At 63.5% G+C, this 12,427-nt stretch carries 14 protein-coding genes; 7 read left to right on the top strand and 7 right to left on the bottom strand.

The features are described from left to right. Positions 1 to 450: 450 nt before the first annotated feature. Both ACQ4WR_RS00810 and ACQ4WR_RS00805 read left to right on the top strand, forming a co-directional pair. Positions 451 to 1,329, top strand: coding sequence for an EamA family transporter (locus tag ACQ4WR_RS00810; RefSeq protein WP_436484661.1), 879 nt, complete (start codon positions 451 to 453; stop codon positions 1,327 to 1,329). Positions 1,330 to 1,692: 363 nt separating this feature from the next. After that, positions 1,693 to 2,112, top strand: a complete 420-nt coding sequence (locus tag ACQ4WR_RS00805; RefSeq protein WP_436484659.1) for a c-type cytochrome — start codon at positions 1,693 to 1,695, stop codon at positions 2,110 to 2,112. 257 nt (positions 2,113 to 2,369) lie between these two features. On the opposite strand, the gene ACQ4WR_RS00800 is transcribed toward ACQ4WR_RS00805, so the two are convergent. Both ACQ4WR_RS00800 and ACQ4WR_RS00795 read right to left on the bottom strand, forming a co-directional pair. Continuing rightward, positions 2,370 to 2,720, bottom strand: coding sequence for a hypothetical protein (locus ACQ4WR_RS00800; RefSeq protein WP_436484657.1), 351 nt, complete (start codon positions 2,718 to 2,720; stop codon positions 2,370 to 2,372). A 9-nt stretch (positions 2,721 to 2,729) separates the two neighbouring features. Further along, positions 2,730 to 2,993, bottom strand: coding sequence for a DUF378 domain-containing protein (locus tag ACQ4WR_RS00795; protein WP_219726835.1), 264 nt, complete (start codon positions 2,991 to 2,993; stop codon positions 2,730 to 2,732). Positions 2,994 to 3,332: 339 nt separating this feature from the next. On the opposite strand from ACQ4WR_RS00795, the gene ACQ4WR_RS00790 reads away from it, so the two are divergent. Further along, the gene (locus ACQ4WR_RS00790; protein ID WP_436484655.1) at positions 3,333 to 4,727 is read left to right on the top strand and encodes a methyl-accepting chemotaxis protein; all 1,395 of its coding nucleotides are present in this window, start codon (positions 3,333 to 3,335) and stop codon (positions 4,725 to 4,727) included. Positions 4,728 to 4,958: 231 nt separating this feature from the next. On the opposite strand, the gene ACQ4WR_RS00785 is transcribed toward ACQ4WR_RS00790, so the two are convergent. Then, positions 4,959 to 5,483, bottom strand: a complete 525-nt coding sequence (locus tag ACQ4WR_RS00785) for a GNAT family N-acetyltransferase (RefSeq protein ID WP_436484653.1) — start codon at positions 5,481 to 5,483, stop codon at positions 4,959 to 4,961. 7 nt (positions 5,484 to 5,490) lie between these two features. Then, a complete protein-coding gene (locus tag ACQ4WR_RS00780) occupies positions 5,491 to 6,057 on the bottom strand; it encodes a helix-turn-helix domain-containing protein (protein WP_436484651.1) in 567 nt (188 codons plus the stop codon). 128 nt (positions 6,058 to 6,185) lie between these two features. Here ACQ4WR_RS00780 and ACQ4WR_RS00775 point away from each other — a divergent pair, with 128 nt between their 5' ends. Beyond that, complete coding sequence (locus ACQ4WR_RS00775) at positions 6,186 to 7,304, top strand: flavodoxin family protein (protein ID WP_436484649.1); 1,119 nt, start codon at positions 6,186 to 6,188, stop codon at positions 7,302 to 7,304. A 19-nt stretch (positions 7,305 to 7,323) separates the two neighbouring features. On the opposite strand, the gene ACQ4WR_RS00770 is transcribed toward ACQ4WR_RS00775, so the two are convergent. Further along, positions 7,324 to 8,226 (bottom strand): LysR family transcriptional regulator, encoded by a 903-nt coding sequence (locus tag ACQ4WR_RS00770; protein ID WP_436484647.1) that lies wholly within the window; start codon positions 8,224 to 8,226, stop codon positions 7,324 to 7,326. A gap of 106 nt (positions 8,227 to 8,332) precedes the next feature. On the opposite strand from ACQ4WR_RS00770, the gene ACQ4WR_RS00765 reads away from it, so the two are divergent. Both ACQ4WR_RS00765 and ACQ4WR_RS00760 read left to right on the top strand, forming a co-directional pair. Further along, positions 8,333 to 9,409: a YeiH family protein gene (locus tag ACQ4WR_RS00765; RefSeq protein WP_436484645.1), complete on the top strand. Its 1,077-nt coding sequence runs from the start codon at positions 8,333 to 8,335 to the stop codon at positions 9,407 to 9,409. A gap of 106 nt (positions 9,410 to 9,515) precedes the next feature. Then, positions 9,516 to 10,157: a LysE family translocator gene (locus tag ACQ4WR_RS00760; protein ID WP_102295604.1), complete on the top strand. Its 642-nt coding sequence runs from the start codon at positions 9,516 to 9,518 to the stop codon at positions 10,155 to 10,157. Between the two features lie 5 nt (positions 10,158 to 10,162). Here the strand turns inward: ACQ4WR_RS00760 and ACQ4WR_RS00755 are convergent, their stop codons facing one another. Continuing rightward, positions 10,163 to 10,924, bottom strand: coding sequence for an alpha/beta fold hydrolase (locus ACQ4WR_RS00755; protein ID WP_436484643.1), 762 nt, complete (start codon positions 10,922 to 10,924; stop codon positions 10,163 to 10,165). Positions 10,925 to 11,010: 86 nt separating this feature from the next. On the opposite strand from ACQ4WR_RS00755, the gene ACQ4WR_RS00750 reads away from it, so the two are divergent. Then, positions 11,011 to 11,769 (top strand): AraC family transcriptional regulator, encoded by a 759-nt coding sequence (locus tag ACQ4WR_RS00750; RefSeq protein WP_436484641.1) that lies wholly within the window; start codon positions 11,011 to 11,013, stop codon positions 11,767 to 11,769. On the opposite strand, the gene ACQ4WR_RS00745 is transcribed toward ACQ4WR_RS00750, so the two are convergent. Continuing rightward, a complete protein-coding gene (locus ACQ4WR_RS00745) occupies positions 11,766 to 12,407 on the bottom strand; it encodes a CatA-like O-acetyltransferase (RefSeq protein ID WP_102295615.1) in 642 nt (213 codons plus the stop codon). The genes ACQ4WR_RS00750 and ACQ4WR_RS00745 overlap by 4 nt on opposite strands. Positions 12,408 to 12,427: the final 20 nt, after the last annotated feature.

Below are 12,427 nucleotides of genomic sequence, written 5' to 3'. Positions count from 1 at the left end.
TAAAATGAAAATTTCGCAACAAGGCGGATGCAATTGAAGTAATTTATGATTTTATTCATTTTTATTTTCGCACAATCCCCTTCTGTACGGTTAATAAAAACAAGGCCGGCATGGTCAATGGCATTGTCTGATCGCCTGCGGAAAGAGAAAGTCATATTCAAAATGCGTGACAGAAAATAAATATATATGAAAGAAATGCAACGCCAGATAATATGCCACGGAGATGCGACATCTACTTCCTGATTTTAAGCTGCGCACCGGAATGTCTGCTTCTCATGGCCGGCTTATACGATCCCACGCTGCTGCCGCTGAAATCCGGCACCGCAGATTGCGCGTCAGGTTAACAACCCAGCGGCCATCGCCGTCGGGATGGGGCAAAGTCTCCGAATTGCGTCGGCGTTTCCAATCTGCCAGCGACTGCCTGCCTCAGGCATATTAAAATAGCGCCCCATGACCTCCCCTGCCTCGACCTCCCCCCTCCCCGACAGCATCCTGCTCCCTTCCCTGGCCGTACTGGGAGGGCAGATTTCCGTCAACCTGGGGGCGGCAATCGCAAAAAATCTGTTTCCCGTCATTGGCGTCGAGGGCATCACGGCGTACCGCGTGGGGTTCTCCGCCTTGATCCTGCTGGCGATCTTCCGCCCCTGGCGTTTCAGCCTGACGCGCAAGGATGTGCTGAACCTGCTGGTCTATGGTTCCGTGCTGGGACTGATGAACTTGCTGATTTACCGCGCATTTGCGCTGATACCGATCGGCATCGCGGTGGCCATCGAGGTGACGGGGCCGCTGGCCGTGGCCATGCTGTCGTCGCGCCGGCCGCGCGACTTGCTGGCCGTGGCCTGCGCCGTGTTTGGCCTGTATTTGCTGCTGCCCTTGCAAGGCAGCCCGGGCAGCCTGGACCCGGTCGGTGTGGCATACGCGCTCGGTGCCGCACTGTGCTGGGCGCTGTATATCATTTTCGGCAAGCGCGCGTCCAGCTTGCAGGGCGGCCAGGCCGTTGCCTGGGGCATGACGGTGGCGGCGCTGGTGACCGTGCCCATCGGCGTGGTGTATTCGGGCACTGCCCTGCTGGCACCATCGATTGCGCTGCTGGGCCTGGCGATTGCCATGCTGTCCAGTGCCCTGCCGTATTCATTGGAAATCTTCGCCCTGCGCCGCTTGCCACAAGGGGTGTTCGGCATGTTCAGCAGCGCGGCGCCCGCCGTCAGCGCGCTGGCCGCCATGGCCGTGCTGGGGGAAATGCTGAGCCTGACCCAGTGGCTGGCCATCGGCTGTATCGTGTTCGCCTCGGCCATGGCGGCGCTGGGGGCGCAAGGCGGCAAGCGTTAAAGGCGAGCGCCTGGAAGGTTGGAAGGTTGGAAGGTTGGAAGGTTGGAAGGTTGGAAGGTTGGAAGGTTGGAAGGTTGGAAGGTTGGAAAGTTGGAAAGTTGGAAGATTAGTAGGTTCGTTTCGGTCATGCAGGTTCGGCATTAGCGGCATTGGCAGTCGTGCATGGGTACATGTCGAGCAGCGAGGCAAGGCTGCATCAGCGCAGCTAGTGGCGCCTGCCATCAGCAGGTCTGCATGTTTGACTGTCGTGTATGCCGTCAGGCAGGTCTTCACCATCCGTGCTGGCGCGCAGTTTTTGACACCAAGCTGTAAAATGTGCCATTCCCAGCCACGCATTGCAGTATTGCCTCGCCTATGACTTTCATGTCCAATTTCCGCTCTTCTTGCGCCATTGCTGCTTGCGCCATGCTGCTGGCTCAAAGCGGCAGCGTGCAAGCCGCTGCAGCGCCAGTGGCTGGCGCGGCTGCTTCCTCCCTGAAAGGCAATGCGGTAGCGGGCAAGGCAGCGTTTTACAAGTGCGCCTCCTGCCACCAGGTGGGCCCATCGGCGCGGGCCGGCTTCGGACCCAAGCTAACGGGCGTGATCGGCCGCAAGGCGGGCACCACGAGCGACTACCGGTACTCGACTGCCATGAAAAACGCGAATATCGTGTGGACCGAACAAAACCTGGCCGCCTTCCTCAAAGCCCCCAGCGATTTCATTCCCGGCAACAATATGCGCTTCTGGGGCATCGGCAACACGCAGCAAGTGGCTGATTTGCTGGCCTATCTGCGCACGCAATAAGGCAATCACGGCCATTCGCTGAGCATCGCCTCGCATGCTGCATGGCATAGTAACGCGACAAGAAATGCGGCAGGTCCGGCAACACGCCGCACGCAAGCGGCAAGCCAGCAGATAAGCCGCAAGCCAGCTATCGGTCCCAACTGGCCGCTTACGGCTGGCCCGCCCAACTCACCGGCCAGCCCAACTCACCCGGCTTGACCGGACTTGACCGGCTTGCCCACCGCTGGCCCCACCACTGCATCCCCCCCCTTGTGTCCTTACCCGTCCAGCGCCGCCAGCACGCCCTTGCGCTTCTTGTGCGCCGCCTCATATGCCCGTACCTGCTCCAACTGGGCGGCGGACAGGCCATCGAGCTTGTCGCGGATCTGCACCACCGTCAGGTGCTGGTAGCCATCGATGGGCACGCCGCGCGCGGCGGCGCGGCGCGGCGCCTTGGGAGCCCCGCCGCCGTCCTGCGCCGCCTGGGTTTCACCCGCTTGCGCCCTTTGCTTGTTCACGATGCGCGCCGCGACCTCTTCCTCGCGGCCCCGGTAGCGTCCTTCCTGCTTGAACTCCTTTTCCAGCTTCCTGAATTCGCGTTCGCGCTTGGGGTTGGCACCGACAGGCATGCGCTTCTCCTAGGGCTTGGCGGGCAGCTTGCGCACGCACAGGTAGATCGTATAGATGGCAGCCAGTCCCACCAGCACATACACGGTGCGCGATGCCGTCGTCATGACACCCAGCAGGCGCGCCACCACGTCGATATCGAACAGCCCCACCAGTCCCCAGTTCAAGCCGCCCACGATCAGCAGGACCATCGCGATCCAGTCCAGCGCATTCAAGCGCATCGCCGCCAGTTCCGCACGTACCGTGCCTTCCGTACCCGATTGTATATTTGCCATCTCGGCCTCCTTGGTCATGAATAAAATCCGTCGCCTCACACCGCCAGCCGGCTCGCCGCAGGCCAGGACTGGAGTGTAGGCGGGGGCGGCGAAATGGCTAGTCGGACAATCCCGAGTCATCAAGTAGGAAAAGTCCTGATTATCAGCCGTGATTTTTTCCGACATTATTTCGCCCTCTGTTGCTTAATAAGCAGCAACAAATTCCAATATGGAAATATTTATAGATTACTTAGTACCGCGCTGCTACACTCATTTCACCCCAGCAACTTCAGGGGATGCAGCGCCGCGATCAGCCGTGTGCAAGGCTGGCGGCCACCATGGGACAACAGCTGAGGGGACATGAATATTTCAAACATACGCATCGGTGTACGCCTGATGACAGGCTTTTTGCTCACCTCGTTCCTGCTGGCGGTGGTAGTGCTCATCAGCACGCAGCAGCTGTCCAGCGTGAGCAGCGAAATCGATGCCAGCGTGAATCAGCGCTATGCGCGCATCGAGCAATTGCATGGCTTGCGCAACGCCACGCAAGCGCAGGCCGGCAGCCCTCAAGCCCTTGCCGGCATCGACCGGCAGATCGCCGAGCAATCGGCGCAGATGCGCGCGGCGGCCGACGCGGCGATCCAGCGGGCGCAACATACCAGCGTGCTGGTGATTGCACTGGGCGTGGTCGGCGGCCTGCTGAGCCTGGCTACGGCCTGGTTCATCAGCAGCGGCATCGTGCGGCCCCTGCGCCACGCCGTCAAGGTGGCGCGCAAGGTGGCTGGCGGTGACTTGAGCGAACATATCCGCGTCGACTCCAGCGATGAGGTGGGCCAGCTGCTGCAAGCCTTGAAGGACATGAATGCCAGCTTGATCCATATCGTGGGCGACGTGCGCGGCGGCACCTCGCACATGGCCGCTGCTTCGGGCGAAATCGCCGCCGGCAATCTGGACCTGTCGCAGCGCACGCAGGCGCAAGCCAGTTCGCTGGAGCAGACGGCCGCCTCGATGGAAGAGCTGACGGGTACCGTCAAGCAAAATGCGGACAATGCGCGCCAAGCCAACCAGCTGGCGCAATCGGCTGCCGACGTGGCTGGCAAAGGCGGCAGCGTGGTGGCGCAAGTCGTGGAGACCATGACCTCGATCAATGCGTCTTCCAAAAAGATCGTCGATATTATCGCAGTCATCGACGCCATCGCCTTCCAGACGAATATCCTGGCCCTGAATGCAGCCGTGGAAGCGGCGCGCGCGGGCGAGCAAGGACGGGGCTTTGCCGTCGTGGCCGCCGAAGTGCGTACCCTGGCGCAACGCTCCGCCGGCGCCGCCAAAGAAATCAAGCAGCTGATCGGCGATTCCGTCGAGCGCGTCGATGCGGGCGCGCGCCTGGTCGATACGGCAGGTGCCACCATGCGCGATATCGTTGCCAGCGTGCATCGCGTGACGGACATCATGGGCGAGATCAGCACGGCCAGCGGCGAGCAATTGTCCGGCATCGAGCAAGTCAATGCGGCCATCGTGCAGATGGAGCATGTGACGCAGGAAAATACGGCGCTGGTGGAGCAAGCCTCGACGGCGGCAGCGGCCATGCGCGAGCGTGCCCATCAGTTGTCGGATACGGTAGCTGTCTTCAAGCTGGGCAATGAGGCCCTGCCGGCGCCAGCGTTGCGCGGCGTCAGCCTGGTCGCCGTGCAAGACAATACAGCGCCTGTGCGCCCGGCACGCCCGCCTGCCGCCAGGGCGCGGCTGAAGGCGTAAACACCGATCGGACAGCCTGATGCGCGGCTGTCCAGGCGCATGACGATATGCGCCGCCAGCCAGCCAGCCAGCGCTGCGGCAACGCCAGCGCAGCGGCAAGCATGCGCGCCATCGGCTCCGCGACGGCCCGCGACACGGCTGCGCGTGACTGCGTCGCACTGCCGCTGTGCCGCTATGCCGCCAGCGCGCAGCGTGCGAGGATGGGTGCAAGCGCTGGCCCGCGCCTCCCCGCTACAGCTGTTTGTACATGATGGTGGTGGCGTCCAGCCTGTCACCGGCTGGTGCCAGCGCGTAGGCGGGTATGCTGCCCGAGACCACGTAGCCGAGCGACACATACAGCGGTTCCGCATGGTCGCTGCTGCGCGTGTCGAGCGTCAGCAGGCTGCGCGGCAAGGCGCGCGCCTGCGCCTCCAGCGCCTGCATCAGCAGGCGGGCGATGCCGCGCCGGCGAAACGCGGGGTCGACCAGCAGCTTGCGCACTTCGGCCCGGTGCATCTGGTTGGGATTGGTGTCCCAGTCCAGCTGCACGGCGCCCGCCACCTTGCCGTCGACTTCGGCGACCAGCAGCAGGCGCACGCCGCGCGCGATGGCGGGCAAGACATTGTCCATCCAGAATGCCTGGCTCGCCGCCACGTCGAAGGGCAGGATAAAACCGATGCTGGCGCCGTCGTGCACGCACGCTTGCAGCAAGGCGCCCAGTGCCGGCAGGCGGGCGCGAATATCGGTGGCGGTGAACAGATGGAGCGATGCTTGCATGGCGGCCTCAGACGATGAACAGAAAATAGCGGGCGCCGCTGTCAGACGGCGTGACAAACGCGCTGGCGCCCTGCAACTGGTAGCGCAGGCAGTCGCCGGCCAGCAAATCGTGGACGGCGCCGTCGACGGTCACGCGCAACTTGCCCTTTTGCAGTAGCAGATGGTGTTCCATGCCGGGACGGGGCGAAGCCACATAGCGTATCGTCACGCCTGCGTCCAGCTCGCATTCGAGCGCTTCGCCGGCCAGCGCGCGTGCCGGCGGCGAGATGGAGCGGCGGCGAAAGCCAAGCTCGGGATCGCTCCATACGCTTTGCTGGGCACGCCGCAGCACGGCAGGAAAATCGTCTTCCACCATGCGCATCAGTCTGGACATGGCCAGGCCATAGGCGGCGCACAGCTTGCCCAGCACGGCGGTCGTCGGGCTGACCTCGCCATTTTCCAGACGCGACAGGGTAGCGCGGCTGACGTCGCTTGCCTTCGCCAGCTGGTCCAGCGACCAGCCCTGCTCCACGCGCAATTGTTTCAGGCGCTGCGCCAGGCGCTGCTCGGTATGATTCTCATCTGCATTTTCCATATATGGGAATTTATTCCATAACTGGAAATATAGCAAGCGACGCTGTTCACCAGGGCCGCATCGTTGCTCAACGCACAGACCGGCAAGCCGGTATCGCGCAACATGCGATATCCGATCAAGGAGAAGCCATGTTCGCCACTCCCCCCGACACCACGCCAGCCGCCAGGCAGGCCGCCGTTCCAGCGCCGCGCGAGGGACAGGCGCCCGCGCCGCTGGGCCGGGTCGAATTCCATTTGCAATTCATCCGCTCGTTTGCCGACCCCACGTTCGATGCCGTGCGCGGCGCCCTGGTGCAGGTGGAAGAAGTGGCGTGGAAGAATTACCAGGATGGGCGCAAGGCGCCCGTCACGCAAAAGGCCGGGCCCGGTTTTGCCGACCCCGACTACGATTTATCGGTGGAATGGAAAGCCACGCGCGACCGCCTGCTGGCCGCCGAGGCGCGCCAGCAAGACCCCGCCACGCGCTCGCGCGTGCTATTGGTCTGCGGCGCGGCGCGCAATGACGGTTCCTGCCCAGGCGAAATCTCGAAGACCTGGCGCATGACGCAATGGTGCAAGGAAGTGCTGCAGGCCGACAACATCGAAGCGGACGTGCTGGACCTGAGCCTGCTGACGTCCTCGTATGATTTGCACATCCACCCGTGCAAGGGCTGTGTCTCGACGGCCATGCCTTTGTGCCACTGGCCATGCAGCTGCTACCCCAACCATGGCGAGCGCCAGACCAGCGACTGGATGGCGGACATCTATGAACGCTGGACTGCCGCGCACGCCGTCATCATCCTCACGCCCGTGTACTGGTACCAGACGCCCAGCGTGCTCAAGCTGATGATAGACCGCCTCGTCTGCGCCGATGGCGGCAATCCCGACCCCACGTCCACGCACGGCAAGAAGGCCGTGGAAGCGAAAGCGCTGGAGTTGCAGGGCTGGGATTATCCGAAACACCTGGCGGGACGCGCCTATGGCCTCGTCGTGCATGGCGACGTGGCCGGCATCGAAGGCGTGCGGCGGGGCTTATCCGACTGGCTGGACTGGATGGGCCTGGTCGACGCAGGCGCCAAGTCGCGGTTGGACCGCTACATCGGCTATTACGACAGCTACGCGCAAAGCCATGAGACGCTGGACCGCGACACGGCCATGCAGGAAGAAGTGCGCAACGTGGCACGCGCCGTGGCGCAAGCCGTCAAGCGCCTGCGCGCCGGCAAGCTGGCGCCACCCGACGCGCAACTACAGTCGCCCCGGCCGAAGTGAAGCCGGCAAGCCACCAGAGCTACCCCGCCATGCGCGACGCATGCCTGCACAGTTCCAAAAATCCCGTCAACCGGGGCGAGAGTATTTTTTTAGACTGGCGTATCAGATAAAAGTTGCGCGTCAATGGCGGCAGCATGGTGTCCAGCTCCACCAGCTGGCCGCTGGCCAATAAATCGGCCACCACGACGCGCGACAGGCAGGCGATGCCCAGGCCGGCCGCCGCGCCATACTTGATGGCTTCCGAATTACTGAACTCGCCAGCGGCGCGCAGGTAGTGCAAATATGGCACCAGCGCCTGCTCCACGGCTTCCCGCGTGCCCGAGCCCGCCTCGCGCAGCAGCCAGCCCGCCTGGTTCAGCTCGACAAAACTGAGCAAATGGCGCAGCTGCGCCAGCGGGTGCGAGGGCGCGGCCACGATCAGCATCTGGTCCTTCAGCCACGGCTCCACCAGCAAGCCCGCCTCGTGGCACGGCCCCTCGATCAGGCCGATATCGACCTTGAACTCGGCCACGGCAGCGGCGATGTCGGCCGTGTTGGCAATGGTCACTTGCGGGATGCTGCGCCCGGTTTGCTGCGCCGCCTGCGCCAGGATCTGCGGCAGCAGGTAAATGCCGATGGTCGTGCTGGCGCCGATCTGCAGGCTGACGGGCACGGACGGGTCGGCGCCCGCGAACTGGCGCTCGATGCTGGCGGCCGCGTCGCGCATCTGCCGCGCCTGCGGCAGCAGCAAGCGGCCATTGTCGTTGAGCACCAGGCGCTTGCCCACCCGGTCGAACAGCTGCGCGCCCAGCAGGGTTTCCAGTTCATTCAGGGCCGCGCTGGTGGCCGATTGCGACAGGGCAATGTGCTCGGCGGCCGCGCTGGTGCTGCCCGTATCCGCCACGGCGAGAAAGATTTGCAGCTGGCGTAACGTTAGCGACATGCTATCTACCTATTTTTCAGGTTAAAGATACAAAAACAATCCGTTTTACCATTTAATCGGCGAACTGTACAGTCATGCCATACGCAACAAGAACACGGAGTACGGCATGTCATCCCTATCAACAACAAATTCAAACAGTGTCAGCGACCGCTACGGCCGTTTGCTGCCGGGCCTGCTGCTGAGCGGCGTGATCGCCTATGGCGCCATTCAACTGGGCAAGCTGGAATGGATGCAAAGCCACGGCATGAGCGCCCTGACCCTGGCCATCATCCTCGGCATCGTGCTCGGCAACAGCGTGTATGGCCGCCTGGCGCCCGCCTGCGGCGCCGGTGTGGCGTTTTCCAAGCAGACCTTATTACGCTTAGGCATCATCCTGTACGGCTTTCGCCTGACCTTCCAGGACATCGGCCAGGTCGGGCTGGCAGGCATCACCATCGATGCGCTGGTGCTGGCGTCCACGTTTGGCCTGGCCATGTTCCTCGGCGTCAAGGTCTTCAAGCTGGAGCGCAATAGCGCCATCCTGATCGGCGCGGGCAGCTCGATCTGCGGCGCGGCCGCCGTGATGGCCACCGAACCTGTCGTCAAGGGCCGCAGCGAGGACGTTACCGTGGCCGTGTCGACCGTCGTGGTATTCGGCACCATCGCCATCTTTTTGTACCCGTTGCTGTACCAGCTGAACCTGGGCTGGCATGTGCTGGCGGTAACGCCATCCGCCTTTGGCGTGTACATCGGCTCGACCGTGCACGAGGTGGCGCAAGTGGTGGCGGCCGGCAAGTCGATCGGACAGGAAACAGCGAATGCGGCCGTGATCGCCAAGATGGTGCGCGTGATGATGCTGGCGCCCTTCCTCGTCATCCTGTCGGCAGTGCTGGCGCGCGGCAAGGCCAGGCCCGGCGGCAAGGAAAAAGCGGCCAGGCTGGCGATTCCCTGGTTTGCCTTCATCTTCATCGCCGTGGTTGCCTTCAATTCGCTGGGCCTGCTGTCGGGCGGCGTGGTCGCCGCCATCACCGATATCGACACGGCCTTGCTGGCCATGGCCATGGCGGCGCTCGGCTTGACGACGCACATGTCGGCCATCCGCCGCGCCGGCATCAAGCCCCTGCTGCTCGCTGGCCTGCTGTTCTGCTGGCTGATCGCCGGTGGCGCGGCCATCAACCATGTGGTGGCCAGCCTGTTTGCCTGACAGGCTATCTGATGCGGGCCAAAGCGGCCGGCGCGGGAGCCGAAAACTTCGTACAATACGGGTGTTTTGACTCTCAATCCGGCTCCGGCCCCATCCAGGAACACCCATGCATCTCTCGAACTGGCTGCTTTTCTGCAGCGTCGCCCTGCTCGTCACGTTTTCTCCCGGCCCGGCCGTCTTGCTGGCCATCTCGAACTCCATCGCCGTCGGCCCGCGCCGCGCGATGATCAGCAGCATGGGCAATGGTTTCGGCCTGTTCATCATTTCCGGCGTGGCCATGGCCGGCATGGGCGTCGTGCTGGCCACGTCGGCCACGGCCTTCATGCTGCTGAAACTGGCTGGCGCCCTGTACCTGGTGTACCTGGGCATCAAGCAATGGCGCAGCAAGACCAGCATCGTGGCCGACGCGCCCGTAGCGCCAGGCGCGGCAAATCCGAATTCGTTCTGGAAACTGTTTCGCCAGGGCTTGACGGTGGCGCTGACCAATCCAAAGGCGATCCTGTTCTTTTCGGCCCTGTTCCCGCAATTCATCACGCCAGGCGAGCCGGTCGGCATTCAGTTCGCCGTGCTGACGGCCTCGTTTGTCGCCTGCGCCATGCTGGCGCACCTGTTCTATGCCAACCTGGCGCGCCTGCTGAAAACCCAGTTGGCCACGCCAGGCCGCGCCAAGCTGTTCAACCGCATATCCGGCGGCGCCTTCGTGCTGCTGGGCCTGAGCCTGCTGCGTCTGCGCGCCAAGGCGGCATAAACCCCTTACGCCGACAGGAACGCCTCGACGCTGGCTGCCAGGGCCAGCGGCGTTTCATTCATCGGGTAATGTCCCGCATTGGCCAGCACCTCCAGCCTGGCTTGCGGGTACCACGCCAGATACGTGCGGCGCATCAGGGCCGCATCGAAACGCGGGTCATGCTCCCCCACCAGCGCCAGCAAGGGCAGCCGTGACGCCGCCCGCTGTACTTCGCCGCTGAAATCCGTTTCGCTCCACGCCAGGAAATAGCCGGCAAACGCGGCCTGATCCGAACTTTCCCATGAGTATTGCGCCTTCCAGTCCAGCCAGGCGGCGGGCAAGCGCCCGCCCGTGCTGCGGTCGATGATGGCGCGCCGCGCCGCCAGACCGCCGCTGGCGTTGAGAAACAGTTGCTGCGCCGCTGCATCCATTGCCACGCCGCAGCTGGGCACGGGCGCCACGGCAACCAGCTTGCGCACGCGCCATGGCGCCAGCAAGGCCAGCCGTTCCAGCGCCATGCCGCCCATGGAGTGGCCCACCACGCTGAAGGTGGCCAGGCCCAAGGCATCGGCCAGCGCCAGCGCATCGGCGGCGATCTCGTCCATCGAATAGTCTCCCGCCACGCCGCGCATGCCGCCATAGCCGCGGCAATCCATGAAGAGATAGCTGAAGGCGCTGCCATCGAGACCCGTTTCCATCGGCGAAAATGCCTGCGCGTCGCCGAACCAGCCGTGCAGGACGATGACAGCGTGGGGGCCATGGCCCACGCGATGACAGGTATTGTGCATATGCCTCCTTGAAGAAAGCCTGCATGGTAGACACGCACGCACCAGCCCGCCTTCGACGCCAGGTCAAATACTGTAGAGTACGGGCCATGGATGATTTTTACACGGAAGTACCGCGCGCCCTGATCGCCACGGCGCGCGACCATGCGCCCGATGCTGTCTTTGCCAGCCACTGCCATGCGCGCGGGCAATTCGCATACGCGGCACGGGGCGCCATCAGCGTATTCACGCCGCAGGGCAACTGGCTGGTGCCGCCGCAGCGGGCGTGCTGGGTGCCGGCGCGCCTGGCGCACGGCATGCGCATGCATGGCGCCGTGACCATGCATAATGTATTCATCGACGACGCTGCCGTCGCCACGGCGGGCTTGCCGCGCCATTGCCAGGTGCTCGATGCCTCGCCCCTGCTGCGCCAGCTGCTGCAGCAAGCCGTCACCGTCGATGCTTTATATGTGGAGCAATCGCGCGGGGGACGGCTGATGGCCTTGCTGTTAGACGAAATCGCCGCCATGGCGCCGCTGCCGCTGAGCGCGCCCCTGCCGCAGGAGCCACGCCTGGCCCGGCTGTGCACGCAACTGCTGCAACAGCCCAGCCAGAATATCAGCGTGGACGCAATGGCGGCGCAGGCAGGCATGAGCCGGCGCACCTTCACCCGGCTGTTCCGCGCCCAGACGGGCCTCGGCTTTGCCCAGTGGCGCCAGCAGGCATGTCTGCTGGCCGCCATCACGCGTCTGGCCGGGGGCCAGGCCGTCACCCGCATTGCGCTGGACCTCGGTTATGCCAGTCCCAGCGCCTTCACGGCCGCCTTTCGGCGCGTGCTGGGGCAGGCGCCCAGCGGCTATCTGGACTAGGCAATAATGGCGGCAATACGCTGCGCCAAGGCCTGCGCCAGTGTCTGCACGTGGTAGCCGTCGACAAAGCCGTGATGCGCCTGCGCGGAAAACGGCACGCGCATGCGGCCGTCTTCTTGCGCCGGGCCGAACTTGCCCCAGGTAAAGGTGGGGATATCCGCGTCGCGGTGGCGGTAGACGGGATGCTCGATGGCGGCCAGCTCCAGCCATGGCAGGCAGGTGATGAAAATGCTGTTGCGCTGCTCGCGTTCGCTCAAATGCTCGCCCGTATTGATCAGTGCTGAACTGGCTTCGGCGATGCGCTTGGCTGCCAGGCTGCGGGCGATGAATACATCAAGCTGGTCCGTCATGGCAAAACTCGTGTAATTGAGGTTCTGGTCGCCATTGATGACGGTGTACGAGCCGGGGAAATCGTCGATCTTGATCACTTCGCCCTGGTAGATGCGGTACATGAAATTGTCGATCTCCTTCACGGTGTTCAGCAGGCAGAACAGGAAGAAGTGAAACACGGGTATGTTATTCGCCTTGCAGTATGGGCGAAAGTCGGGCACGTCGAGCTGGAAGTTGATGTTGACGAGCGGATTGTCGAACTTGCGGAACAAGTCATAGCGGTCGCGCCGCTTTTCAAAATTTTTCATGCGGCGAGTGTAGACGATGG

Origin of the sequence: Janthinobacterium amylolyticum (assembly GCF_051380655.1) — a bacterium.
In the GTDB taxonomy this organism is placed as follows: Bacteria; Pseudomonadota; Gammaproteobacteria; order Burkholderiales; family Burkholderiaceae_D; genus Janthinobacterium.
Note: the sequence above shows the minus strand (reverse complement) of the source record. Positions and strands in the feature narration are given on the sequence as shown.

What these genes read in the sequence shown, in the direction of transcription:
- ACQ4WR_RS00800 (WP_436484657.1), bottom strand. Translation starts at nt 2,720, where the DNA reads ATGCCTGTCGGTGCCAACCCCAAGCGCGAACGCGAATTCAGGAAGCTG.
- ACQ4WR_RS00795 (WP_219726835.1), bottom strand. Translation starts at nt 2,993, where the DNA reads ATGGCAAATATACAATCGGGTACGGAAGGCACGGTACGTGCGGAACTG.
- ACQ4WR_RS00770 (WP_436484647.1), bottom strand. Translation starts at nt 8,226, where the DNA reads ATGTCGCTAACGTTACGCCAGCTGCAAATCTTTCTCGCCGTGGCGGAT.
- ACQ4WR_RS00805 (WP_436484659.1), top strand. Translation starts at nt 1,693, where the DNA reads ATGTCCAATTTCCGCTCTTCTTGCGCCATTGCTGCTTGCGCCATGCTG.
- ACQ4WR_RS00780 (WP_436484651.1), bottom strand. Translation starts at nt 6,057, where the DNA reads ATGGAAAATGCAGATGAGAATCATACCGAGCAGCGCCTGGCGCAGCGC.
- ACQ4WR_RS00750 (WP_436484641.1), top strand. Translation starts at nt 11,011, where the DNA reads ATGGATGATTTTTACACGGAAGTACCGCGCGCCCTGATCGCCACGGCG.
- ACQ4WR_RS00810 (WP_436484661.1), top strand. Translation starts at nt 451, where the DNA reads ATGACCTCCCCTGCCTCGACCTCCCCCCTCCCCGACAGCATCCTGCTC.
- ACQ4WR_RS00790 (WP_436484655.1), top strand. Translation starts at nt 3,333, where the DNA reads ATGAATATTTCAAACATACGCATCGGTGTACGCCTGATGACAGGCTTT.
- ACQ4WR_RS00785 (WP_436484653.1), bottom strand. Translation starts at nt 5,483, where the DNA reads ATGCAAGCATCGCTCCATCTGTTCACCGCCACCGATATTCGCGCCCGC.
- ACQ4WR_RS00755 (WP_436484643.1), bottom strand. Translation starts at nt 10,924, where the DNA reads ATGCACAATACCTGTCATCGCGTGGGCCATGGCCCCCACGCTGTCATC.
- ACQ4WR_RS00760 (WP_102295604.1), top strand. Translation starts at nt 9,516, where the DNA reads ATGCATCTCTCGAACTGGCTGCTTTTCTGCAGCGTCGCCCTGCTCGTC.
- ACQ4WR_RS00765 (WP_436484645.1), top strand. Translation starts at nt 8,333, where the DNA reads ATGTCATCCCTATCAACAACAAATTCAAACAGTGTCAGCGACCGCTAC.
- ACQ4WR_RS00775 (WP_436484649.1), top strand. Translation starts at nt 6,186, where the DNA reads ATGTTCGCCACTCCCCCCGACACCACGCCAGCCGCCAGGCAGGCCGCC.
- ACQ4WR_RS00745 (WP_102295615.1), bottom strand. Translation starts at nt 12,407, where the DNA reads ATGAAAAATTTTGAAAAGCGGCGCGACCGCTATGACTTGTTCCGCAAG.